Source organism: uncultured Desulfosarcina sp., from assembly GCF_963664155.2.
In the GTDB taxonomy this organism is placed as follows: domain Bacteria; phylum Desulfobacterota; class Desulfobacteria; order Desulfobacterales; family Desulfosarcinaceae; genus Desulfosarcina.
In genome coordinates this window covers 2,465,020-2,487,276 of the sequence record NZ_CAXXXH010000001.1, presented here as the reverse complement: position 1 = coordinate 2,487,276, position 22,257 = coordinate 2,465,020, and the positions used below count along the sequence as shown (strand labels likewise).

The window sequence follows — 22,257 nt, the reverse complement described above, 5'->3', positions numbered from 1 at the left end:
TCAAAAAAGAAAATAAACTATGGAAACTGCGAATGCGAAACCGATAGAATGCCGGTTGATGGTCATCGGTGCCGGAATGGCCGGAATGGCGGCAGCCCTGTTCGCCGCCCGTCGCGGCATTTCCACCGTGCAGGCCGGGCTCACCGGCGAAACCCTTTATGCCAGCGGCCTGTTCGATCTATACGGCGTCTCTCACGGTAATCCGCGTGAGCTGATCGACGATCCCTGGCAGGGGTTGAAACAGCTCAAACAGAATTATCCCGAACATCCGTTGTGTCGCGTCTCCACCCACCAGATCCGTTCGGCCATAGACCTGGTGACTGATTTTCTGGGTGACGCCGGCCATCCTTACACGGGTTACCCCAATAAAAATGCCCGGCTGATCACCCCGGTGGGTACGATCAAGCGTACCTTCCGGGTGCCTGAGACCATGTGGGCCGGTGTCAAGGCGTTAGAAGAAAAGGCCCCCTGCCTGATTGTCGATATCCAGGGTCTGCGCGGTTTCAGTGCGACGCAGATCCTGAGTACGTTAAAACCATCATGGCTGGATTTAAAGTCCGCCTCCATCGATCTGCCCTGGGAAAACCGACTGGGGCCCAAATATGCTGAGCACATCGCCCGGGGGATAGAGGTTGAAACGGCTCGTCGGGAGCTGGCCGACGCCATTCGGCCTCATCTGGGGCAGGTGAAATATGTCGGTTTGCCAGCTATTCTTGGGATTCACGACAGCGAGGGGGTTCGCCGCGATCTCCAGCAGATGCTCGGACGACCGGTTTTCGAGATTCCCACCATGCCACCCGCCATTTCCGGCATTCGCCTTAAAGAGGCTTTTGAAAGCCATTTGCCCCCACTCGGCGTGCAATCCTTTTATCACCATACCGTTCATACCATTCATCGCCGGGCCAACGGTCGGTTCGTCCTCGAGCTGGGAAGCACTGAACCCGAGATAACGGTGGAGGCGGATAATGTGCTGCTGGCCACCGGCCGGTTTCTGGGCAAAGGGCTGGTCGCGGAACGCCAGGGCATCCGCGAAGCGCTCATGGACCTGCCTGTCTGCCAACCGGAAAACCGCAGCTGTTGGCATCGACAGCAGTTTCTGGATCCCAAGGGCCATTCCATCAATTTTGCCGGAATCGAGGTGGACGACCGGTTTCGGCCAATGAACCCGGGTGGCCAGGCCGTTTATGGGAATCTTTTTGCCGCTGGCTCCATTCTGGCTCACCAGGACTGGATTCGAACCAAAAGCGGTACCGGGCTTGCCGTGGCCACGGCTTACGGGGCAATTGAGGCTATGGTTAACGGGTTTACCGACAGATGACGCTGAAATCGATGGGAACCCATTACGTATACGCTTGACGGTCCGATATCGAACAAAGAATTGCAGTGTGATGAAGGACGGACTTTTGCCACAATTGGCCGCCCGCGGTTCAAACCGCTCTATTTATGCCCGGTTGCCCGTTTCCCAGCAAAATGATAAACCTTCGAAAATGATTCCCCACTCGGACCCACCCACCTTCACTTAAGGAAAGGAGCGAGATATGGCCAACTATATCGGCGCATTGGATTTGGGCACCACCAGCAACCGGTTTATCCTTTTCGATCACCAGGGACAGATTGCCGGCGTGGATCAGATGGAACACGAGCAGATCTTTCCCAGGCCGGGCTGGGTGGAGCATGATCCATTGGAAATCTGGGAAAACAGCCGCCGGGTAATCAAAGGGGCAATGGGAAAAGTCGGGATCACCGGTAAGGATATCGCTGCCATCGGTATTACCAACCAGCGGGAAACAGCCGTGGTCTGGGATAAACAAACCGGCAAACCCTGTCACAACGCCATCGTCTGGCAATGCACCCGCACCGGCGAGATTTGCAATGCCCTGGAAAAAGAGGGCGGACAGGACCGTTTCCGCAAAAAGACCGGGCTGCCCATCGCCACCTACTTTTCAGGGCCGAAGATAAAATGGATTCTGGACAACATCCCCGAAGCGCGGGCGGCGGCGGACAGAGGCCGAGCACTTTTTGGCACCATCGAAACCTGGATCATCTGGCAGCTTACCGGCGGTGCGGCCGGCGGCACCCATGTGACGGATGTATCCAATGCCTCGCGCACCCTGCTCATGGATCTGGAGAGTCTGGCCTGGGATGATGAGATCCTCAAGATCATGGGAATCCCCCGACAGATGCTGCCGCGCATCGTACCTTCGATCGACAGGAATACCTGGGGGCACACCCTGAAAGAAGGTCCGATGGGTGCGATGGTTCCGGTCTGCGGCGCCCTGGGGGATCAGCAGGCTGCCCTTGTGGGTCAGACCTGCTTTGGGGTCGGCGAGGCGAAAAATACATACGGCACAGGTTGCTTCATGCTGCTCAATACGGGAACCGAACCGGTCCACTCCGCCCACGGCTTGTTGACCACCGTTGGATACCAGATCAGCGGGGAAAAGCCGGTCTACTGCCTGGAAGGGTCGGTGGCCATTGCCGGGGCCTTGGTGCAGTGGCTGCGCGACAACCTGGGATTGATTGCTTCGGCGCCGGAGGTGGAGACCCTGGCCCGAACGGTAGACGACAATGGCGGCGCCTACATCGTTCCGGCTTTTTCCGGCCTGTTCGCTCCTTACTGGCGCTCCGACGCCCGCGGGGTTATTGCCGGTCTCACCCGTTATGTCAACAAGGGTCATATCGCCCGCGCCGTATTGGAGGCCAACGCCTACCAGACGCTGGACATTATGGAGGCCATGAAAAAGGATTCGGGGGTCAGGCTCAACAGCCTCAAGGTTGATGGAGGGATGGTGGCTAACGAACTGCTCATGCAATTTCAGTCCGACCTGCTCAACGTGCCGGTGATCCGGCCGACCATCACCGAAACCACGGCTCTGGGGGCTGCCTATGCAGCGGGTTTGGCCTCGGGCTTCTGGAACTCCATGGAAGACCTGAAACAATACTGGTCGGTGGACCGGACATGGAAGCCGCAGATGGACGATCATGTGCGCCAGGCTGGTGTCCGTGGATGGAAGAAGGCGGTCCAGCGCACCTTCGATTGGGTGGATTGATGGTGGCAGATCCTTCAGTCAGAGAACGCTTCATTCCCATCCGCAAGGCGGAGCTCATCGACTGTTTGTCCAATAGCAAGCGGGTCACACCCAAAGACCGGGAGTCCTTTCTTCTCTTCTGCAATATCCTTGGCAGTATCTTCCATTTTGAATTTCATGCAAAAACAGAAGCGCTCAAGGAAAGCTATTACCCGTTCAACCCTGACAACGATACGGTGACGGTCCGCCGCTTTTCCCATGAAGCACGCAAGGCCCATGAAGACCGGCTCATGGCGGCATTTAAAGAGGTGTTGAATCAGGCCAACTATCAACAGATCACCGCAAGCGATCTGACCTACGCCATCAGCCGGGAATCCCTCTTTAAGATCCACCTGGTTGTGGATTTCGAGGACTTTGAGAGCCAACTGGTCTTCAGAAGGGGAAGCCAATCCCATCGTATCCGGCGCAAAAAATGGATGTTCAAAGAAGAAACCATCGACATTACCGTGTACGACAGGGTCGCGCTGATCATCAAATACAAGGATGAATCGTACTTCAAGGCGCGCAAGCGGAAAGAGCTTAATTTTAACCCGGGAACCATGATCGTAAAACTTTTTAAGAACATTCCCAAAGAAGATTTGGAGATGCTGTTTCCCAACGCCCAGGTCCGCATGAAACTCAAAGACAAACTGTTTATGGGCGGCTTTGCCGTCGGTGGCGGCATCACGGTTATTTTGAAAGCCAGTGCGGGTCTGGTTGCCATGGCGAGTATCCTGTGGTTGATGTCCCGCTCCGTCTTCCTCGACAGCGGCACGATTCCACCGTTGGGCCCCGTGGAAATCTCCGGCATGGTGGGCGGGATCACGGCCTTGGCCGCCATTGGGGCCTTTCTTTTCAAACAGTGGAACAGCTATAAAAACCGCAAAATCAAATTTATGAAAACCTTGGGGGATAGTCTCTATTTTAAGAATCTGGACAACAATGCCGGCGTTTTTCACCATATCATTGCTGACGCGGAAGAGGAGGAGTTTAAGGAGGCTCTCCTGGGCTATTTCTTCCTGGTACAATCCCAAGTGGGCTTGACCGCTGCCGCGCTGGATGATGCAATTGAAGAGTGGTTTCAAGAGACCTTCCACGTCCCGATCGATTTCGAAATCGAAGATGCTCTGGGAAAACTGAAGCGATTGAATCTTTGTAATATCGCCGGAACCGACAAAACCGGCACACCGGTATGGAGGGCCGTATCATTGACGGATGCCTGTGAAAGGCTCGATGCGTTGTGGGACAATTTTTTCCAAATGCATGCGCCTAACGCCATATAATATTAAGCGAATTAATCCTTGAAATCGTTTTAGGGCGCTGCTTCATTTTAACGAGGCTTGATCCCCATAAACAGGTTGGCGATGCCAAGCGTCAGGCGGCGACAGGTGACGTGGGAAAAGCCTGCTTTTTCCATGATGGTCATAAATGCATCGGTTTCCGGGAACCGGGAAACCGATTCGGGCAGGTAGGAATAGGCGAAGCTGTGCCTGGAAAAGAGACGGCCGATGGTGGGCAGCACCTTTTGAAAGTAAGCCAGGTAGGCATCCCGCAGGCGGCTTTTTTTCGGGGTGGCCAGTTCCAGCACCAGGACCATCCCGCCTGGAATGAGGCAATCGCAAAAAGCCCTCAGGGCGCTTGCCTTATCCTGGATATTGCGGATGCCGAAGGCGATGGTCACCGCGTGAAAGGATGCGTTGCCAAAGGGCAGCGCCAGGGCGTCGCCGGTGAGCAGCGAGATGGTCGTGTTTTGATTCCGGCGGATCTTCTCCTGGGCCAGACAAAGCATGCCCGGTGAAAAATCGATGCCGACCACCTTCACCAGCGGCCCCTTTTGCCGGCAGATCTCCAGGGATAGATCGCCGGTACCGCACGCCACGTCGAGCACCTTTCCGTTTTCAGGAATGACCATGGCCGACACCAGCTTTTTACGCCAGACCACATCCTGGCGGAGGCTGAGCAGTCGGTTGAGCAGATCATAGCGCGGGGCGATGTTGTCGAACATTTCCCGAACGAAGGGAAGCTCCCGACTTTCCATTGACATCCTTTCATCTTGCATTAAGTTTATGCATCATTTGAAGGACGGAAAATTAACACATCACACCGTTTGTGACAACACGAAGGGGTAACGCTTCAGGACAATCCATGGCAGCCAAACGAGACTATTATGAAGTGCTCGGCGTTGATCGAAACGCCGGCGATGCGGATCTGAAAAAAGCCTACCGGAAACTGGCCCTGAACTTTCATCCGGATAGAAATCCGGGAGACCAGGAGGCCGAAGACAAGTTCAAAGAGGCTGCAGAGGCCTATGAGGTGCTCAGGGACGCCAAAAAGCGCCAGATTTACGACCAATATGGCCACCAGGGGCTGGAGGGATCGGGGTTCTCCGGTTTCGGTGGATTCGAAGACATCTTTTCCAGTTTCGGGGATATATTCGAAGATTTCTTCGGCTTTGGCGGCGGCCGCCGATCCAGGAGCCGGGCGAACAGGGGCGCCGACCTCCGTTACGACATGCAGCTGACCTTCATGGAAGCGGCCTTCGGCACGGAAAAAGAGATCGAGGTGGAAAAGGCGGAAGCCTGTACCACTTGTGAGGGAACCGGCGCGTCACCCGGAACCGGGGTGGAAACCTGTGCTCAATGTGGCGGTAGCGGCCAGGTGGGCCGCAGCCAGGGTTTTTTCACCGTCCGCACCACCTGCGGCCACTGCCGGGGCCAGGGACAGGTAATATCCAATCCCTGCAAGACCTGCCGGGGCCATGGCAAGGTGCTGGCCCGGAAAAAGGTGTCTGTAAGAATTCCTGCCGGGGTGGACAACGGTTCGCGGTTGCGGCTCACCGGAGAGGGTGAAGCCGGCGCCTACGGCGGCCCGCATGGGGATCTGTATGTGTTCATTCACTCGGAATCCCATGATTTTTTCAAGCGGGACGATACTAACGTGTTGTGCCAGATTCCCATTTCCTTTGTGCAGGCGGCCCTGGGTGATACCCTAACCATCCCCACCCTTAAGGGGGAGAGCGAGCTGACGATTCCCAAGGGTACCCAGCCCGGCGACATTTTCCGCCTGCGGGGCGAAGGTATTCCCTCCCTCAGAAACAGCCACCGTGGCGACCAGATTGTTCAGGTGAACGTTAAGACCCCCACCAACCTTAATAAAAAACAGGTGGCACTCCTTAAGGAATTTGCCACGTTGGAAGAGCGCAAGTTTACCAGTAAGCTGAAAACCATTCTAAAAAGCGGTCCCACCCGGGTGGCCAACTGACCCACCGGCGTCAATTCGGCGAACCCACAGGAGCGGATAGATCATGTTCGAGCTAAAAATCATCAGTCATTTTGCTGCCGCCCACCAGCTGACCATGGTGGCAAAAAAATGCGAAAACCTTCATGGGCACAACTGGAAGGTGGAGGTCTGCGTTAAGGGAGATCGCCTTAATAACGCCGGCGTACTGGTCGATTTCGGTATTCTCAAAGGGTATGTGAAAGAGATCATGGACCGTCTGGACCATAAGTTCTTAAACGAATTGCCCTATTTTGACACCGTCGCCCCGTCCTCGGAAAATCTCGCCTTTTATATCGCCAACAGCCTGCAGGAGATGATCAAAGAGCCTGGAATGGCCGTCAGCCGGGTGACCACGTGGGAATCTGAAGACGCCTGCGCCACCTATTTTCCAAAGTAGTCCACCCTAATAAGAAACCTAAGCAGGGAAACCGCCGGAAAAGATAAATAGGTCGGCCGTTTCCCTTTGCGTTCGGTCATTGCTATGACACTGGCGCAGTATGCTTCCAGCAGGCCACCAGTTCATCCCGGGTGATGATGGCGGTTGCGTCGGGCACATGCGCACGGATGTTTTCCAAGCCCCCCTCCTGCCGATCCACCAGGATCACCGCGCGAACCACCTTCAGCCCTTCGGAACGGGCTCTTTCAATTGCCTTGATGGTGGAACCGCCCGTGGTGGCCACATCATCAATCACCACGACCTTCTCGCCGGGCAGGATGTCTCCTTCCACCCATTTGACGATGCCGTGGTCCTTCTGACTTTTTCGGATGGAAAAAGCCTTCACCGGCTGGCCTTTGAGCTCCGAAGCAAAGGCCGTGGCCATGGCGATGGGATCGGCACCGAAGGTGAGGCCACCCACGGCGGACGCCCCGCTGTCTTGCAGGGCTTCGAACATCAGATGGCCGGTGAGGAACATGCCGCGGGGATTCATGGTCGTGGGCTTGCAGTTTACATAAAACCGGCTCATGCGGCCCGACACCAGCTTGAATGCGGGTGTTTCGCTGTACTTGAAGGATTTTTGACACAACAGGTGGATCAGTTCTTTTTTCATGGGGATCCTCTCAGACGGCCGGATTTATAAGAAATACTTGATTTTAAGGGATTTTTCGTATAAAAAAGCCTCCACCGAACTGGAAGAAGCCCGTCATTGGGATTCAGTGGAGGCTTCGGCAAGGAAAACTGGGAACAGCACTCCTTGAGCTTAGTAGCGATTCATAACAGCTGCGAGGTTGCCGGTCAATGCCAAACCCCGGGGAGATATCTGCCATATTGCCACATCCATCGACGATCTATCGATGCTTTTTCGGATTTATTACCGTATTTTGCATGTGGCTTGCCCCAGTGGTGCCGGTCAGCGGTGATGAGACGGCGGCGTTGCCCGACATGGACCTGGACAGGACCGTAGCACTGGCTCTCGAAGCCAATATTTCCGCTCGAATCTCCAGCGAGCGGACCCGCGGTGCCGATGCCCTGGTCAAATCCCGGCGCACGGAGTTCCTGCCCACCTTCAGTGCGCAATACAACTATACCCGCAACGACGAACCCCGCTACAGCGTGATTCCCATCTTGGGAGTCGTTCAGCCCGAGGAAGAATACGCCTTTGTGACCAGTGTCACCCAACCCCTGTTCACCGGGTTCACCCTGACCAGTCAATACCAGTTGGCCCGGATGGGGCTGGATGCCGCCCGTCTAAACGAGGCGCTGGTTCGCCGGGACATCGTCTTCGAGGCCAAGCGGGTTTATTTTGACCTGCTCAAAGCCCTAAAGCTCAAGGTGGTGGCCGAAGAAGCCGTTACCATGCTGGAAGCGCAGACGGAAGTGGCGGTTAATTATCACGAGGTGGGGATGACGCCGCTAAACGACCTTCTTAAAACCAAGGTCGAACTGGCCAATGCCCGGCAGGATCTGGTGGCAGCCCAACATGGCCTGGAGATTGCCCGGGCCGAATTCAACCTGCTGCTTCGCCGCCCCATCGGCACATCGGTTACCCCCGTGGATATCCTGGATTATGCGCCATTGTCCCGAACGCTTGCGGAGTGTCTGGACACGGGGGAAAAGGACCGCGTGGAGGTTGCGGTGGCCGGTCTGGAAATCCAGATCCGTGAGAAGGAAGTAACCCTGGCTGAAAGGGATTACTATCCAATGGTTCAGGTTCAAGGCAATTACTACAAACTGGGCACCGACTGGCAGGTGGCCGGTGGGGAAGGGATTTCCGACAGCAGCTTCTGGGATGTCCAGGCTCAAGCCCGCTGGGATTTCTGGCAATGGGGAAGGACCGGTCACGGCGTTGCCGAAAAGAAAAGCAAGCTGGCTGAAGCGCGTCTCAACCGCACCGAATTGCTGGACAACATCCAGCGGGAGGTAAAGCAGGCCTGGCTCAAGGCCGATGAGTTTGAGAAGAATATCGTCACGGTGCAATCCGCCATCGATCAGGCCAGGGAAGGCTTTCGTATCAGTGAAGCGCTTTTTAAAGAGCAAATGGCAACATCCACGGATGTACTCGATGCCCGGACCCAGCTTTCCGAAACCATGACCCGATACTACAATGCCCTGTACGATTTTCAAATTGCGCTGGCCGCCCTTGACCGGGCCATGGGAAAACCCACAATCGAAATTGCCGAGGTCCAATGACCAGCATGGCTGAAAAAAGCGCGGTCATCCGGATGTTTCATGTCCACAAGCGATACGGAGCCAAGCAGGCGCTGGTGGATGCCACCCTGGATATTGCCAAGAATGAATTTTTGTTTATCAGCGGGCCCAGCGGGGCGGGTAAATCCACCCTGCTCAAACTCCTTTATCTGGCCGAACCGGTTTCCGAAGGGCAGATCCTGGTGGACGGCATGAATCTCTCACGGATTCCCCGGCGGCGGATCCCCTTGCTCAGACGAAAATTTGGCATCATTTTCCAGGACTACAAATTGATTCCTTCCCGAACTGTATACGAAAACGTGGCCCTGGTGCTGGAGGTCATGGGAAAGAAGCGCAGCCTCATCGAAAAAAAGGTTAAAAGCGTTCTTCGTGTGGTGGGCATGGAAGACCGCTTGACCGCATACCCCCCCAGCCTTTCCGGCGGTGAGCAGCAACGGGTCGCCGTGGCACGGGCCGTGGCCGGCGATCCCAAGATCATTCTGGCTGACGAGCCTACCGGTAGTCTGGATGATGAATCGGCAGCTGTTATTTTTCAGTTGCTTAACATGTTCTATAATCGAGGGGCGACGGTAGTGGTGGCCACGCATGACAAAACCCTCATCGAAAATGCCACCGGCCGTGTGCTCCAGATCCGGCAGGGGCGGCTGGATACTCCACCGGATATCTGAAAAGGCGAACCGATGATCTTATATTCCCAGCGTGCCATCAAGGACATCCTGGAGAACCGGTTTCTCAATGTGGTGACCATCATCACCATCGCCCTGTCCGTACTCATTGTGAGCGCCTTCGGCCTCTTTTTCCTCAATGCGCAGGACATGTTCAACGCCTGGAAAAAGGGGGTTCGGATCATGGTTTACCTGGCACCGGGAACCTCCGAGGCCCAACGCCTGGATACCCGCTTCCGGCTCCAGTCTATCGCCGGTATCCAAAGCATCCGCTTCATTTCAAAGGATGACGCCCTGAAATTGATGAGGGATCGGATGCAGCGACAGACCTCACTGCTGGACAACCTGCGGGAGAATCCTCTGCCGGATGCTTTTGAGGTGACCCTGGTTACCGAATCCAACTCCCCGGAAAAAATAGAGTTTCTGGCGCAACGCATCGAAGGTCTGCCCTCGGTATCCGAAGTTGAGTACGGGCGGCAGTGGATCGATCGGTTCGCCAACTTTTTCAATTTGTTCAAGCTGGCCGGCTACGGCATGGGCGCCATGTTTTTCATGGCCACGGTATTTATTGCGGCCAACACCATCCGCCTGGTACTCTACGCCCGCCGGGAAGAGATCCATATCATGCGCCTGGTGGGTGCCACGGATAATTTCATCAAGTTTCCCTTCTTCTTGGAGGGCCTAATCCAGGGCTTGTCCGGAGGCCTGATCGGGCTGGGGATGCTCTACGCCGCCTTTTCCGCTATTGGGTCCCAGTTTGAACAGACACTGTCTGCAGAAATGGTGGTCATTCGTTTTTTTTCCATGGGCGTCTGTGCGGCAATTCTCGGTGGCGGTATGGTGACGGGCCTGTTGGGGTGCTTTTTTTCCCTTAAACAGTTCATGAAAGAATGATGGATCGGTCGGGCAAGAAAAACATGCTGCGTGCCAAGATTTTTTTTCGCCGTGGGAACGTTTGCCTGCTTTTGCTGCCGGTACTGATCTTCAGTTTGTTCGCTCAACCGCTTTGGGGTGCCGGTGATCCCAAGTCGGGAACGATCCTTGTCGAAGAACTCAACATGCGCTCCGGACCCGGAGGCCACCACCCACCTATTGCCACTTTGCGCAAAGGTGCGCGGGTGCTGGTGCTCTCATACGAAGGGGAGTGGGTCCGAATTCTTTTCGAGGAACAGACCGGCTTTATCTTGAACAGGGAGAACTATCTGCGCATTGACGAACCCGGTTTGGCGTTGACAGATGATGGAAGGCCAACCGAATTACCGAACAATTCGACTGGCAACCTTAACCGGGAGATAGAGGTGTCCAGGAAAAAGGTGGCATCTTTCTCAAAAGAGGAGACATCCATCATCAATGCGCTGGACGATACTGAAAAGGCGCTGGACGGCATTCGGAAAAAAGTGGCCCGACTCTCCACGGAACTCAAGGCCGTGGAGCTTCGCATCCGTGAGCTCGAAGCGCAATATAGGGAAATCGAACACCGCGCCGACATCGACGAGAAATACGTAGCCGGCCGGCTGGCCGCCCTTTATAAGCTTAGCTGGCTGGGTAAATTCCACGTGCTGGCATCGGCGGATTCCATGTTTGATTTTTTTTCAAGTAAACATGCCATGGAGCAGATTCTGGCTCACGATGAGACCGTGCTTGCCCAATTATCCCGGGATAAATCCGAGATGCAGGCCCTGCTGGCACAACTGGTTGCCAGGAAAAATGAAAAACAGGCGACCACGGCAGAATTGAGCAATCGTATCGATACCATGAACGCCGAACAGGCCCGGCGGGAGGCCTTGCTCACGGAGATCCGGGGCAAAAAATCTTTGCAGCTGGCGGCCATTGAATCGCTGAAGGAATCGGCCCGGGCCTTGGACCAGACGGTTGCAGCCTTCAAAACCGAACCGATTCCGGCGGCCTCCCCGCTCCCTACGGTTGAGGAAAAACCCTTTGCGGCGCTTAAGGGCTTGCTTATGATGCCGGTGAAAGGTAAAATAGTATCTTTTTTCGGTCAATATGAAGACAGTAAATTTAAGGTGACCAATTTTCAAAGCGGTATTAACATCAAGGCGGACAGGGGAGAACCCATCCGGGCCGTATACAGCGGCCAAACGCTGTTTTCTTCTTGGTTCAAGGGTTTTGGCAATATGCTCATTATTGATCATGGAGACCACTATTACACCGTATATGCCCACCTGGAAGAGCAGTTTAAGTCTAAAGGAGATCCGGTTGAGGCCGGTGAAGTAATCGCCACCGTGGGCGATACCGGCTCATTGACCGGCGCCGGGCTGCATTTTGAGATACGTCACCACGGGAAACCGATGAATCCATTGGGTTGGATCAAGAAAGGCTAGAGGAGATACGCATGACAGCCAGAAAAACCCGATACCTGAAAATGTGGGTGGCAATGGTGCTCGTGTCAGCCGTGCTGATACTGGGTCACGGCTTTTACCGGGATTTATCCGCCAATAGCGAAGAAACATACAAAGGTCTGAAGCTTTTTACCGACGTTATCGAGTTGATCCAGAAAAATTACGTGGATGAGGTCGACACGCAGAAAATGATCGAAGCTGCCATTCAGGGCATGGTCCGGAGCCTGGACCCACACTCGGCCCTGCTTCCCCCCGATGCCCTGAAAGAGCTTCAGATCGACACCCACGGCGAATTTACCGGAATCGGTATCCATGTGACCATGCGCAACAACCTGGTGACCGTCATTTCCCCCATTGAAGGCACACCGGCCTACCGTGCGGGCATCAAAGCAGGAGACAGGATCATCAAGGTTGACGGAACGCCCACCGAGGATCTGCGCGACGCGGTTAAGCGCATGCGCGGTCCCAAGGGTACCACCGTCGAGATCACCATTATCCGGCAAGGTGCGCCCGAACCGCTGGATTTCAGCTTGGTGCGTGACGTGATTCCCATATACAGCGTCAAGGCAGAGCTGCTCAAGCCGGGTTATGGGTACGTCTGGATCACCAACTTCAGGGAAAATACAACCGACGACCTGATCGAGGCCCTGAAGGCGATGGAAACTCCAGAAGCGCCCATGAAAGGGTTGATTCTGGACTTGCGGGACAACCCCGGGGGAATCCTCAACCAGGCCATTGAGGTGTCCGATCTTTTTCTCGAAGAAGGGGAGATTCTCAGCATCAAGGGTCGTGACGGTCAAAATACCAAAGTGTTTCGGGCGCATGCCGACAACGTTAAGCGGGATTATCCTATTGTTGTGCTGATCAACGGCGGAAGTGCCAGTGCCTCAGAGATCGTGGCCGGTGCGCTTCAGGACCACAAGCGAGCCCTGATTCTGGGAACCACCTCTTTCGGCAAAGGGTCGGTGCAGACTGTGGAGACCTTGCGTGACGGCTATGGCCTCAAATTTACCATCGCCCGCTACTACACCCCCTCGGGCCGCTCCATTCAGGCCAAAGGGGTGGAGCCCGATGTGGAGGTCAAGCATCATATCCTTTCCGACACCGAAACCAGCGGCGAACGGATGCTCAAGGAAAAAGACTTGAAAAATCATCTGGACGCAGAACCGGACGAGGCCTTTGAAGCCCCTCTCACTGATCCTGATACACCCAAAAAGGAAGTGCCGCCGGATCCCCCGGCACTTATACGCTTTAAATCCAAAAACAGTCCCCTGGACCGTGATGCGCTCTTTTCCGACAACCAGGTCTTGCGCGCGCTGGATATTTTGATCAGCTACGATATTTTCAAAGACCTTAAAAATGGCTAAGAAAGGTTCCGCAAAACCAAGAGTTCGGAAAAAAAATAAAAAAACAGGATTCAACCCAAAACTCCAGTTTATGAAGATCGTTGCGGGGCTGACCTTATTGGTGTGCCTTGTCCTTACGGCCGGGTTGCTGGCCAACCGTTTTCTCATGCGGCCCGCACCGCAGGTAGTTTCAAAACCCAAGTCAATTATTAATACCCAACCCGAAAAAGGTCCGGTTCATCACAGCGTCCCCGATTACGAGGCTTTCAACCGGGAGGCGGTGGTTCCGCCGCCTCCCATCACCCGGATCAAGCCTGTGACCAACGGCATTCCCGTGGCGATCATCATCGACGATATCGGCTATGACCGAAAAATCGCTGAGGCGTTTCTGGAACTGGATGTGCCGCTTACCTTTTCCGTGCTACCCGAAGGCACCTTTAACCACAGCATTATCGACCAGGCGTTGAAAAAAGATGTGGAAATCATGCTCCACCTGCCCATGGAACCGGAGAACTACCCGAGTGTCAACCCAGGGCCCGGGGCGTTGCTGTCCTCAATGAAGCCCGATGAACTCATCGCCCAGCTCAATGCAAACCTCGACAGGGTCCCCAGCGTAAAGGGGGTGAACAACCACATGGGTTCGAAACTGACGGCATCATCCGAGCAGATGCGTCAGATCTTCAGTATTCTTAAAAAACGCGACCTCTTTTTTGTGGACAGCCGCACCTCGGCGGATACCCTGTGTCGGCCGTCGGCAGAACTGCTTCACCTTCCCTTTGCCGAGCGGGATGTTTTCATTGATCACGAACAGACTCCTGAATTTGTCAGAAAACAGCTTAAGCTGCTGATAAGAAGGGCCAAACGCCAAGGCTACGCTATCGGTATTGCCCATCCTCACCCGGTTACGCTGGATGTGTTACAGGAGATGCTGCCGGAATTGAGAGGTGCGGTGTTCCTCACTTATGCTTCCAAGGTGGTGGCTTTTCAGCAGGGATGACACCATTGTAAAATGTCCACGATCTGCGCTGTGCGGCATTTTTCACTAGGTTTGCCGCACGTCCCGGAACTTGTGATCCTTAATCTTGAAAGGTACACACAGCCGTCTACATTTTAAAGGAAGTTCGATTAAATCTGATATTAAAGGCGTGGAGGCGGTAAGATGAACCTTTTTTCAGGCATTATTTATAATTTCAAGGGGCTGTGGCTGGGCATCCGAACACCCCGGCTGCTGCTGCTGGGATTTCTGCGTTTTGCCGTCGTGGCCATATTGACGGTGGCGGTCTCCGGCTTGATCCTGGCCAAGCATGCGGACATCTTGGCCCTGTTGTGGCAGCAGCCCGAAAGTCCGTGGATAGTCTGGGCCTGGCACCTGGCCTCCTGGTTACTCACCCTGCTGCTGATGGGCATTTCGGCGGTGGCTGCCTATTTGATGGCCCAGCTGCTTTTTGCCGTGTTCATCATGGACCTTATGTCCCGTATCACCGAGCGCATGCTTACCGGGCAGGTGACGGCCACCCCAAATGCCCCGATTATCGCACAGATGGGCTTTCTGGTCCGCCAGGAGCTGCCCAGAAACGTTATTCCGGTTCTGCTCACACTGATCATCATGGCCTTGGGGTGGTTGACGCCTTTAGGGCCGGTGCTGACAGTCGTGGGCCCCATCGTGGCGGCTATCTTCCTGGCATGGGATAACACCGACCTCATCCCTGCCCGGAATTTCCAGCCGTTTGGCAAGCGCTTCAAGGCCCTGGGAAGGGCACTGCCTTTTCACCTGGGTTTTGGGCTGCCTTTTCTGATTCCCGTGCTAAACCTTCTCTTCCTCAGCTTTGCGCCGGTAGGGGCAACCTTGTATCATCTGGATCGGGAAAAAAAGCGGCGCCATGAACAGCGGGCTAAGTGCCCCTATTCAAACCCCATGCCGGTGAAACGTTGAAGTTTCGTACGATCCCATATTAATAATCTTATCAAAAAAAGCCTGACCAGAAATCAAACCGGTCAGGCTTTTTGATTTTACATTGGCCGATCAGGATTGTTTTTGTAGCTTGGCCCAGGCATCACGAAGGGTGACGGAACGATTGAACACCAGAGCGCCTGACTTCGAATCCTTCGCATCCACGCAAAAATACCCCATGCGCTCGAACTGGCAGAAAAATCCCGGACCGGCATCGGCTAAAATGGGTTCCAGTTTGCAGCCATGAAGCACTTCTAACGCATCGGGGTTGATGAAATCCTTATAGGTTTTACCTTCTTCCTTTTCGTCCGGGTTGGCCTTGCTAAAGAGACGATCATACAGCCGCACTTCAGCGTCTATAGCGTGGGTGGCCGACACCCAGTGCAGGGTGGCTTTCACCTTGCGTCCGTCCGGGGCATCGCCGCCGCGAGTGGCCGGGTCGTAGGTACATCGCAGCTCAATGACCTCGCCGGTATCATCCTTGACCACACCGGTGCAGGTGATAAAGAAGGCGTAACGCAGCCGCACCTCACGCCCCGGTCCCAGCCGGAAGAATTTTTTAGGCGGGTTTTCCATGAAGTCGTCGCGTTCGATGTAGATTTCCCTGGAAAAGGGGACCTTGCGTACGCCGGCATTCGGATCTTCTGGATTGTTGACCGCCTCCAGTTCATCAACCTGACCGGCGGGATAGTTTTCAATGACCACCTTCAGGGGCCGCAGTACGCCCATGACACGGGGGGCCCGTCTGTTGAGGTCTTCACGGATGCTGTACTCTAGCAGGGCCACGTCCACCACGCTGTCGCGCTTGGCCAGGCCGATGCGGTCGCAGAAGTTACGGATGGATTCGGGGGTGTACCCGCGGCGCCGCAGGCCGCAGATGGTGGGTATGCGCGGATCGTCCCACCCGCTCACATGGCCTTCTTCCACCAGCTGGATCAGCTTGCGTTTGCTCAGCACCGTGTAGCTCAGGTTCAGGCGGGCAAACTCGATCTGCCGGGGGTGGCAGGGGGCGTCCACATTGTCCAGCACCCAGTCGTACAGGGGGCGGTTGTTTTCGAACTCCAGGGTGCACAGGCTGTGAGTGATGCCTTCGATGCTGTCGGACAGACAGTGGGTGAAGTCGTACATGGGATAGATGCACCAGGTGTCGCCGGTGCGGTGGTGGCTGGTCTTGCGGATCCGGTACAAGGTGGGGTCGCGCATGATCAGATTGGGGTGGGCCATATCGATTTTGGCCCGCAATACCCGGGACCCCTCTTCGAATTCACCGGCACGCATACGCTGAAAGAGATCCAGGTTCTCTTCTACACCGCGGTTTCGCCAGGGGCTGTCCGTGCCCGGTTCAGTGAGGGTGCCGCGATGCAGGCGGATCTCGTCGGCGTTAAGATCGTCCACGTAGGCCTTACCCTTACGGATGAGTTGAACGGCGAAATCGTAAAGCTGTTCGAAATAGTCCGAGGCGTAGTGCAGGCGGTCATCCCAGTCGAATCCCAGCCATCGTACGTCCTCCATGATGGCGTCCACATACTCGACGTCCTCTTTGGTGGGGTTGGTGTCGTCAAAGCGAAGGTTGCAGGTGCCATGGTAAGTGCTGGCCACCCCGAAGTTCAGGCAGATGGATTTGGCGTGGCCGATGTGCAGGTAGCCGTTGGGTTCCGGAGGGAACCGGGTGGCCAGCCGGCCGTTGTTTTTGTTCGCCTTCAGATCCGCTTCGATAATGGTCGTGATAAAGTTGGATCCGGGTGTGGTTTCGTTTTCCGTCATCTTAATTTTCCTTGGTTTTCCCCTGGCAATTCCAGGCTGCCTGAAATAGTTGTCCGATCCGGAAGGCGGTTGCGGAATCCGCATGCCGAGCGGCCCTGAATATGGCAAAAACCCTAAAGGGTGTCAAACCGATAAACCTGGAAAGGAACCATGAGGCGAATTATCTCCTTCCCGTCCGGCTACCGGCCGACAATGGCGTCGATTTTGGAAACAGACCCCATGGATGCAGCTTGTGGTTGCTTTTTTCTGCCGATAAAATACGGTATCGCCACGAAAACGGTGAGAGTCGACGGCCATGCCGTGATAAAAAATCAGTCAGAGGGAAATTGTCCTTGAATGAAAATAGTTGACCAGACTCACGACCAGTTTGCCGATGCTTTTCACCGGCGATACCGCAAGGGGACCCACTTTAGCACGCCGGTTTACCGCCATGTGATGAAAGCCGGGAAAATGTCACTCCACGAGTTAGCCGCCTTTTCCCATTTGTCTGAACTGGCCGGTCAAGTGGAAGCCGACCTGGAGCCGTCACCGGGAAGGATCATTAAGCAGGTGTCCGACGGGGATGTTGTCAAGTATGTTATGCGCCTGGAGGATGGCCTGGACATCGAGTCCGTGGTTATTCCCATGTACAGGCGCCACACCCTGTGTGTATCCAGCCAGGTGGGGTGCCGAATGGGATGCCGTTTCTGCAGGACCGGCAAGATGGGATTGCTGAGAAATCTCACCGCAGCGGAAATCGTTGGCCAGGTGTTTGCCGCCCGGCACCAGTTGGGGGTCGGTATCCGCAATGTGGTGTTCATGGGCATGGGCGAACCGCTGGACAATCTGGACAACGTGATTCAGGCCATCCGAGTGCTGACGGATCAGCGGGGGCTGGACATTGCCCGGCGCCATATCACCGTTTCCACCGTCGGTCTGACCGCCGGCATCGACCGCCTTGCCCGGTTGGACGGTGCGACGGTGAATCTGGCCGTCTCCCTCAATGCCCCCACCGATGACATTCGTTCCCGGCTCATGCCCATCAATCGATCCATTTCCATGGCAGCACTGCAAGCGTCGCTGCTTGGATATCCGCTGGCCAGAAAATCCGCATTGTTTATGGAGTATGTGCTGATTCAAGGTATCAACGACCGGCAGGAACATGCCAGGGCCCTGGCTCGATACCTGGCTCCCATGACAGCCAAGCTGAACCTGATTTCCTACAACCCGGCGCCCGGTTCCGAATGGCAACCCCCATCGGCAAAAGCCTACGAACGCTTTCATGCCTGGCTGGTGGCAGAAAACGTGTTTGTTCGGAGGCGTGGGGAAAAAGGGGGGAGGATTATGGCAGCCTGCGGTCAGTTGGGAGGGAAAAACCAGCTTCTCGATGGCTGACTGGTTGTGTAATAATTTTCACAATTTGTCTTTTTCTATGAAGTTCTCACCACAATGGTGCTCAAGCGAAATCATCTTGCCAACCCCATTCATAAGTATTCTTTTAAGACCACTATATGTTTAATTATTTTAAATTATAACAATAATTCCATTTTGCTAAAATTCTCACCTGTTCGAAACCTGCTTTGGCACCTCCATTGCTTTTACGTCTGCCGACTGCTCGCGAAACTTAATTGTTGAAAGCAGATATATATTTTCAAAGCAGGAGCGTGAACCGTGAAGAAAACAGCAGCAATGCTTACCCTGATATTCCTGTTCGTGGTTTTTCCTCTGATTAATTCAGGGGCGTTTGCCGACTTCATCGGCAAGGGCGCCCTCCCGATGAATTTGTCGTCCGAACCGCTGAGCATGTTTTTATTTGGTGCCGGCCTCATGGTTTTCGGCACCCGCTTGAGGAAAATTTGAAAAAATAGGCTTTGCACCCTTGCATCAATCTGTAAGAGAGCCTATTTTAAATTCACTACGGTAGGAAATGCCATTGACCTGCCAGTTGTAGAACCCTCCAATAAACATAGGGGAAATCATGAGCCAACCCATGATTTCCCCTTAACTTTTTTATCGGATCGGCCATTCCCTTGTAATAGACTGCTCCGGCCTGTTTGCCGGTGAACGGCCCTGCGCTGGCACCGGCTGTCGCGCCAATAGATTCGTTCAACCCGCGGACACGGCTTCCTGTGACTTCCATATAGGCCTGGGAACAGGCGCAATCGTTTTTTAACGGCCGCGCTATCCCAGCGCCTTTTGAAAAGGAATCACCCCCACCCGCTCGATCATTTTGCCTAAACGTTCGCCCTTCTTGGCATTTTCCGTGTAACACTGAACAGTTTTGTCGATGGCCTCCAAAACCAGGTTGTCATCCAGTCCGGAAACCAGTTCCTGGGCGATCCGCGGCTCGGCGCCGACGTTGCCGCCGATAACCATCTGCCAGCCATCCTTGAGGCCGATGAGACCGATATCCCGCACCCAGGATTCCGAGCAACTCAGGTTGCAGCCGGATACGGCCATCTTGAATTTTCCGGGCAGTTCCAGGCCATGGTATCGGCGATCCAGCTCCATGCCCATGCCCAGGGCGTCCTGCTTGCCCAGACGGCAGTAGGTGGTTCCCGGGCAGGCCCGCACGCTGCGCACGCACAGGCCAACTGCGGCACCCTTGTCCAGCTGCAGTTCGTTCCAGGCGGCATCGATGTTTTCTTCCTTCAGCCCCACCAGGGCCACCCGGGTGGCTCCGGTGATCTTGATGGCCTGCGCATCGTATTTTTCGGCCACATCGGCGATGGTTCTCAGCAGCTGCGGGGTTATCACTCCGCAGGGGATGTGCGGGGCGATGGCATAGGTTACTTTGTCCCGCTGCAAAATGGCTCCTTTTTCTCCTAACTTGAGCATGTTGAACCTCCTGATCGTTTCTTTGGGGTTGATTGCAAACTAACTTAAATATATATAATTATACGATTTTTAAAATAAACCCATGGTTTCCGATTAGGCAGGATCCCTAATCATTACCCAGTAACGCGCGTTCACGCCCGGTTCATCGAAAGCACCGGCTTCCTGAAACCCCAGTCGCTGGTAGAAACTCATGTTACGCGGAGTGAAGGTTTCCAGGTAGGTATAGAGGCCCATTTTGTCCGTCATGTTCAGGATCGGTCGGATCAGCGTGCCGCCAAGGCCCCGGCCTTGAAATGGCGGGGCAATACCGACGATAGAGAGATACCAGCTGTTCGGGGGTACGACCGTTTCGGTCTGTTCAGCCATTCCTCCGGTGATCTGCGCATATTTAGCCAGGTTGGCGTCGCCCATATGGATCTTGAGAAACGCTTTTTTTTCATCGGCCATCTGCTTCGACAGCTCTCCGCTGACCGGCTTGGACCAGATTGATGCGCCGAAAGCCTTCCCGGTGGGCCGATACAGTCTGCCAAATTTACGGGCTTCTTTCATCGAGTAGTCATAGTAGCGCAGCATCGCTTCCCTGCGCTGGTGCGATCCGCCGAAAACGCTGCATTCCATGGTTATATAAAAGGCGTCTTCGGTCAGGGCGTCGTAGAGGGATTCGGCAAACACCCTGTATTTAAAGAGATAATTCATTTCGGATAAATTATGCTGACGTTGGTTACATTTAAGTGTTTTTTATTCGCTTTCCATACGAAAAAGCGCGAGTGAATGCAAACAAGATGGATTATTGATTCAGGTCGATGCTGAAAAAACGATCTTCTCATCGGCACCTAACAATGGTGTGGCATATGCTTCGGTGGGGGTTCCTGGAGGACTGTCTTTATGTCGCCGAAATCCGCTTATGAAATCAGGCCAACCCCGCGCTGAATTTTTTCAGGTTTCATGTTGACGCCGCAGTGGCCCGGGAATAAAGTGAAACAGGATCTCAGATGTCTTTTTCAAGGTCATTTCCAGTTCTACGATCCCCCCCGATCTGATTCGGCGTTGAACCGTTCAGTGCTAATTTTTCAGCGGTTCAATTCAGTGTTACGGACATCGCAAATTAAGAGGAGGAGAGAAAAATGAAAAAGTTGGCGATTGTATGTTGTGCACTATCACTGGTCTTCGCGTTTTCCCTGTCGTGCCAGGCCGAAACCCTCGAACTACTCACCTGGGAGGGATACGCGCCCAAGGAATTGATGGACAAGTTCGAAAAGGAGACGGGCATTACGGTGAAGCCGACCTATTCAAACAACGAAGAGATTATTGCCAAGCTTCGTGCCACCCGCGGAGCGGGGTTTGATCTGGCTCAGCCCAGCCAGGACCGTATATCGTCGGTACAGGCCAAGTACAAGCTCTACCAGCCGATCGACTATACCAAGGTGGATGCCGCCCAGATCGTTCCCTCCATGCTTGAGGCGGTGAAGAAAAACACCATGGTCGGCAATAAGAGTTATGCGGTTCCCCATGTGTACGGCACTTCCGGGCTGATCGTGAACCGTAAATATGCGCCCCAAGCGTCAGATTACAAGGACCTGCTCAACCCGGCCTATAAAGGCAGGATCAGCTACCGGCTCAAACGGCCCACCCTGATCGCCATCGCTTTTTCGATGCAGCAGGACCCCTTTGTGCTCTATGCCAATCCGAAAAGCTACGAAAAGCTGATGGAGCGGGTCGGTGAAAAGCTGATCGAAGGCAAGGGGCTGGTTAAAAATTACTGGACCAACGGGGACGCCCTGCTGCAGTCCATGCGTTCGAATGAGGTTTTCGTGGCCATGGCCTGGGACAACGGGGGGTGGAAAATGCATGCCGAAAATCCAGATATCGACTTCGTGGCACCCAAAAGCGGTGCCCTGGGCTGGATCGACACCTTCACTATTCCGGCCAAGGCCAAGAATGTCGAGGCGGCCTACAAATGGATCAATTTCATGATGAAGCCGGAGAACGCGGCGGTGTTCACCAACAAGGAAAAATACGGCACCGCATCCGCCGGGGCCATCGACTATTATGATGCCGAAGTTAAAGCCAACTTCCAGCGGTCTTTTTCCAAGGCCGATATCGACAATATCAAATGGTATCCGCCGGTTCCCGCCAAGCTGGAATCCATTGAAGGGTTGATTCTAGACAAGGTCAAGGCCGCCAATTAGTGCGTGTTCATCCAGAGATGGCATTTTGAAACCCGGATCTGCGTTCTCGGGTTATTGAAATCCTCAACGCAGCCGGGCTACGCCTGCGGTTTCAATAACCCTGCGGCCTTGATCTGAGCCTCAACCTGCCATCTCTGGACAAACACGATAGTCTATTGCTTCGAAATGCGA

Annotated in this window: 20 protein-coding genes; 15 read left to right on the top strand and 5 right to left on the bottom strand. The window is 54.5% G+C overall.

The features are described from left to right. Positions 1-19 precede the first annotated feature (19 nt). The 3 genes from glpB to ACHZBS_RS11355 all read left to right on the top strand — a co-directional run bounded on the left by glpB (position 20) and on the right by ACHZBS_RS11355 (position 4,351). Positions 20-1,318 (top strand): glycerol-3-phosphate dehydrogenase subunit GlpB, encoded by a 1,299-nt coding sequence (gene glpB / locus ACHZBS_RS11365; protein WP_319406624.1) that lies wholly within the window; start codon positions 20-22, stop codon positions 1,316-1,318. A gap of 220 nt (positions 1,319-1,538) precedes the next feature. Further along, a complete protein-coding gene (gene glpK, locus ACHZBS_RS11360; RefSeq protein WP_319406623.1) occupies positions 1,539-3,050 on the top strand; it encodes a glycerol kinase GlpK in 1,512 nt (503 codons plus the stop codon). Further along, a complete protein-coding gene (locus ACHZBS_RS11355; protein ID WP_319406622.1) occupies positions 3,050-4,351 on the top strand; it encodes a TMEM143 family protein in 1,302 nt (433 codons plus the stop codon). Before glpK ends, ACHZBS_RS11355 begins: the two co-directional genes overlap by 1 nt. Positions 4,352-4,398: 47 nt before the next feature. Here ACHZBS_RS11355 and ubiE read toward each other — a convergent pair whose 3' ends face one another. Beyond that, positions 4,399-5,106 (bottom strand): bifunctional demethylmenaquinone methyltransferase/2-methoxy-6-polyprenyl-1,4-benzoquinol methylase UbiE, encoded by a 708-nt coding sequence (gene ubiE / locus ACHZBS_RS11350; RefSeq protein ID WP_319406621.1) that lies wholly within the window; start codon positions 5,104-5,106, stop codon positions 4,399-4,401. Between the two features lie 107 nt (positions 5,107-5,213). Between ubiE and dnaJ the strand changes: the two genes are divergently transcribed. Further along, entirely contained in the window at positions 5,214-6,329 is a 1,116-nt protein-coding gene (gene dnaJ, locus ACHZBS_RS11345; RefSeq protein ID WP_319406620.1) for a molecular chaperone DnaJ, read from the top strand. 43 nt (positions 6,330-6,372) lie between these two features. Beyond that, positions 6,373-6,744 carry a 6-carboxytetrahydropterin synthase QueD gene (gene queD / locus ACHZBS_RS11340; RefSeq protein ID WP_319406619.1) on the top strand — a complete coding sequence of 124 codons (372 nt, stop codon included), beginning with the start codon at positions 6,373-6,375 and terminating at the stop codon, positions 6,742-6,744. 82 nt (positions 6,745-6,826) lie between these two features. Here the strand turns inward: queD and pyrE are convergent, their stop codons facing one another. Beyond that, on the bottom strand, positions 6,827-7,396 hold the full coding sequence (gene pyrE / locus ACHZBS_RS11335; RefSeq protein ID WP_319406618.1) for an orotate phosphoribosyltransferase: 570 nt from the start codon (positions 7,394-7,396) through the stop codon (positions 6,827-6,829). Positions 7,397-7,614: 218 nt separating this feature from the next. On the opposite strand from pyrE, the gene ACHZBS_RS11330 reads away from it, so the two are divergent. From ACHZBS_RS11330 to ACHZBS_RS11300, 7 genes are all read left to right on the top strand, one after another. Then, entirely contained in the window at positions 7,615-8,976 is a 1,362-nt protein-coding gene (locus tag ACHZBS_RS11330) for a TolC family protein (protein WP_319406617.1), read from the top strand. A 5-nt stretch (positions 8,977-8,981) separates the two neighbouring features. Then, the gene (gene ftsE, locus ACHZBS_RS11325) at positions 8,982-9,662 is read left to right on the top strand and encodes a cell division ATP-binding protein FtsE (protein ID WP_319406616.1); all 681 of its coding nucleotides are present in this window, start codon (positions 8,982-8,984) and stop codon (positions 9,660-9,662) included. 12 nt (positions 9,663-9,674) lie between these two features. After that, entirely contained in the window at positions 9,675-10,553 is an 879-nt protein-coding gene (ftsX, locus tag ACHZBS_RS11320; RefSeq protein ID WP_319406615.1) for a permease-like cell division protein FtsX, read from the top strand. Next, on the top strand, positions 10,550-12,001 hold the full coding sequence (locus tag ACHZBS_RS11315) for a peptidoglycan DD-metalloendopeptidase family protein (RefSeq protein ID WP_319406614.1): 1,452 nt from the start codon (positions 10,550-10,552) through the stop codon (positions 11,999-12,001). The genes ftsX and ACHZBS_RS11315 overlap by 4 nt, the downstream gene beginning before the upstream one ends. Positions 12,002-12,012: 11 nt before the next feature. After that, positions 12,013-13,386, top strand: coding sequence for a S41 family peptidase (locus ACHZBS_RS11310; protein ID WP_319406613.1), 1,374 nt, complete (start codon positions 12,013-12,015; stop codon positions 13,384-13,386). 70 nt (positions 13,387-13,456) lie between these two features. Next, positions 13,457-14,362: a divergent polysaccharide deacetylase family protein gene (locus ACHZBS_RS11305; RefSeq protein WP_319406612.1), complete on the top strand. Its 906-nt coding sequence runs from the start codon at positions 13,457-13,459 to the stop codon at positions 14,360-14,362. A 162-nt stretch (positions 14,363-14,524) separates the two neighbouring features. After that, positions 14,525-15,298 (top strand): EI24 domain-containing protein, encoded by a 774-nt coding sequence (locus ACHZBS_RS11300; RefSeq protein ID WP_319406611.1) that lies wholly within the window; start codon positions 14,525-14,527, stop codon positions 15,296-15,298. A gap of 90 nt (positions 15,299-15,388) precedes the next feature. Here ACHZBS_RS11300 and ACHZBS_RS11295 read toward each other — a convergent pair whose 3' ends face one another. Next, the gene (locus tag ACHZBS_RS11295) at positions 15,389-17,080 is read right to left on the bottom strand and encodes a glutamine--tRNA ligase/YqeY domain fusion protein (RefSeq protein ID WP_319406610.1); all 1,692 of its coding nucleotides are present in this window, start codon (positions 17,078-17,080) and stop codon (positions 15,389-15,391) included. A 336-nt stretch (positions 17,081-17,416) separates the two neighbouring features. Here ACHZBS_RS11295 and rlmN point away from each other — a divergent pair, with 336 nt between their 5' ends. Both rlmN and ACHZBS_RS11285 read left to right on the top strand, forming a co-directional pair. Beyond that, positions 17,417-18,454, top strand: coding sequence for a 23S rRNA (adenine(2503)-C(2))-methyltransferase RlmN (gene rlmN, locus ACHZBS_RS11290; protein ID WP_319406609.1), 1,038 nt, complete (start codon positions 17,417-17,419; stop codon positions 18,452-18,454). A 276-nt stretch (positions 18,455-18,730) separates the two neighbouring features. Then, entirely contained in the window at positions 18,731-18,919 is a 189-nt protein-coding gene (locus ACHZBS_RS11285; RefSeq protein WP_319406608.1) for a hypothetical protein, read from the top strand. 321 nt (positions 18,920-19,240) lie between these two features. Here ACHZBS_RS11285 and ACHZBS_RS11280 read toward each other — a convergent pair whose 3' ends face one another. Then, positions 19,241-19,897 carry an NAD(P)/FAD-dependent oxidoreductase gene (locus ACHZBS_RS11280; protein WP_319406607.1) on the bottom strand — a complete coding sequence of 219 codons (657 nt, stop codon included), beginning with the start codon at positions 19,895-19,897 and terminating at the stop codon, positions 19,241-19,243. Positions 19,898-19,990: 93 nt separating this feature from the next. Then, positions 19,991-20,593: a GNAT family N-acetyltransferase gene (locus ACHZBS_RS11275; protein ID WP_319406606.1), complete on the bottom strand. Its 603-nt coding sequence runs from the start codon at positions 20,591-20,593 to the stop codon at positions 19,991-19,993. 428 nt (positions 20,594-21,021) lie between these two features. On the opposite strand from ACHZBS_RS11275, the gene ACHZBS_RS11270 reads away from it, so the two are divergent. Next, a complete protein-coding gene (locus tag ACHZBS_RS11270) occupies positions 21,022-22,086 on the top strand; it encodes an extracellular solute-binding protein (RefSeq protein ID WP_319406605.1) in 1,065 nt (354 codons plus the stop codon). The last annotated feature ends 171 nt before the right edge of the window (positions 22,087-22,257 follow it).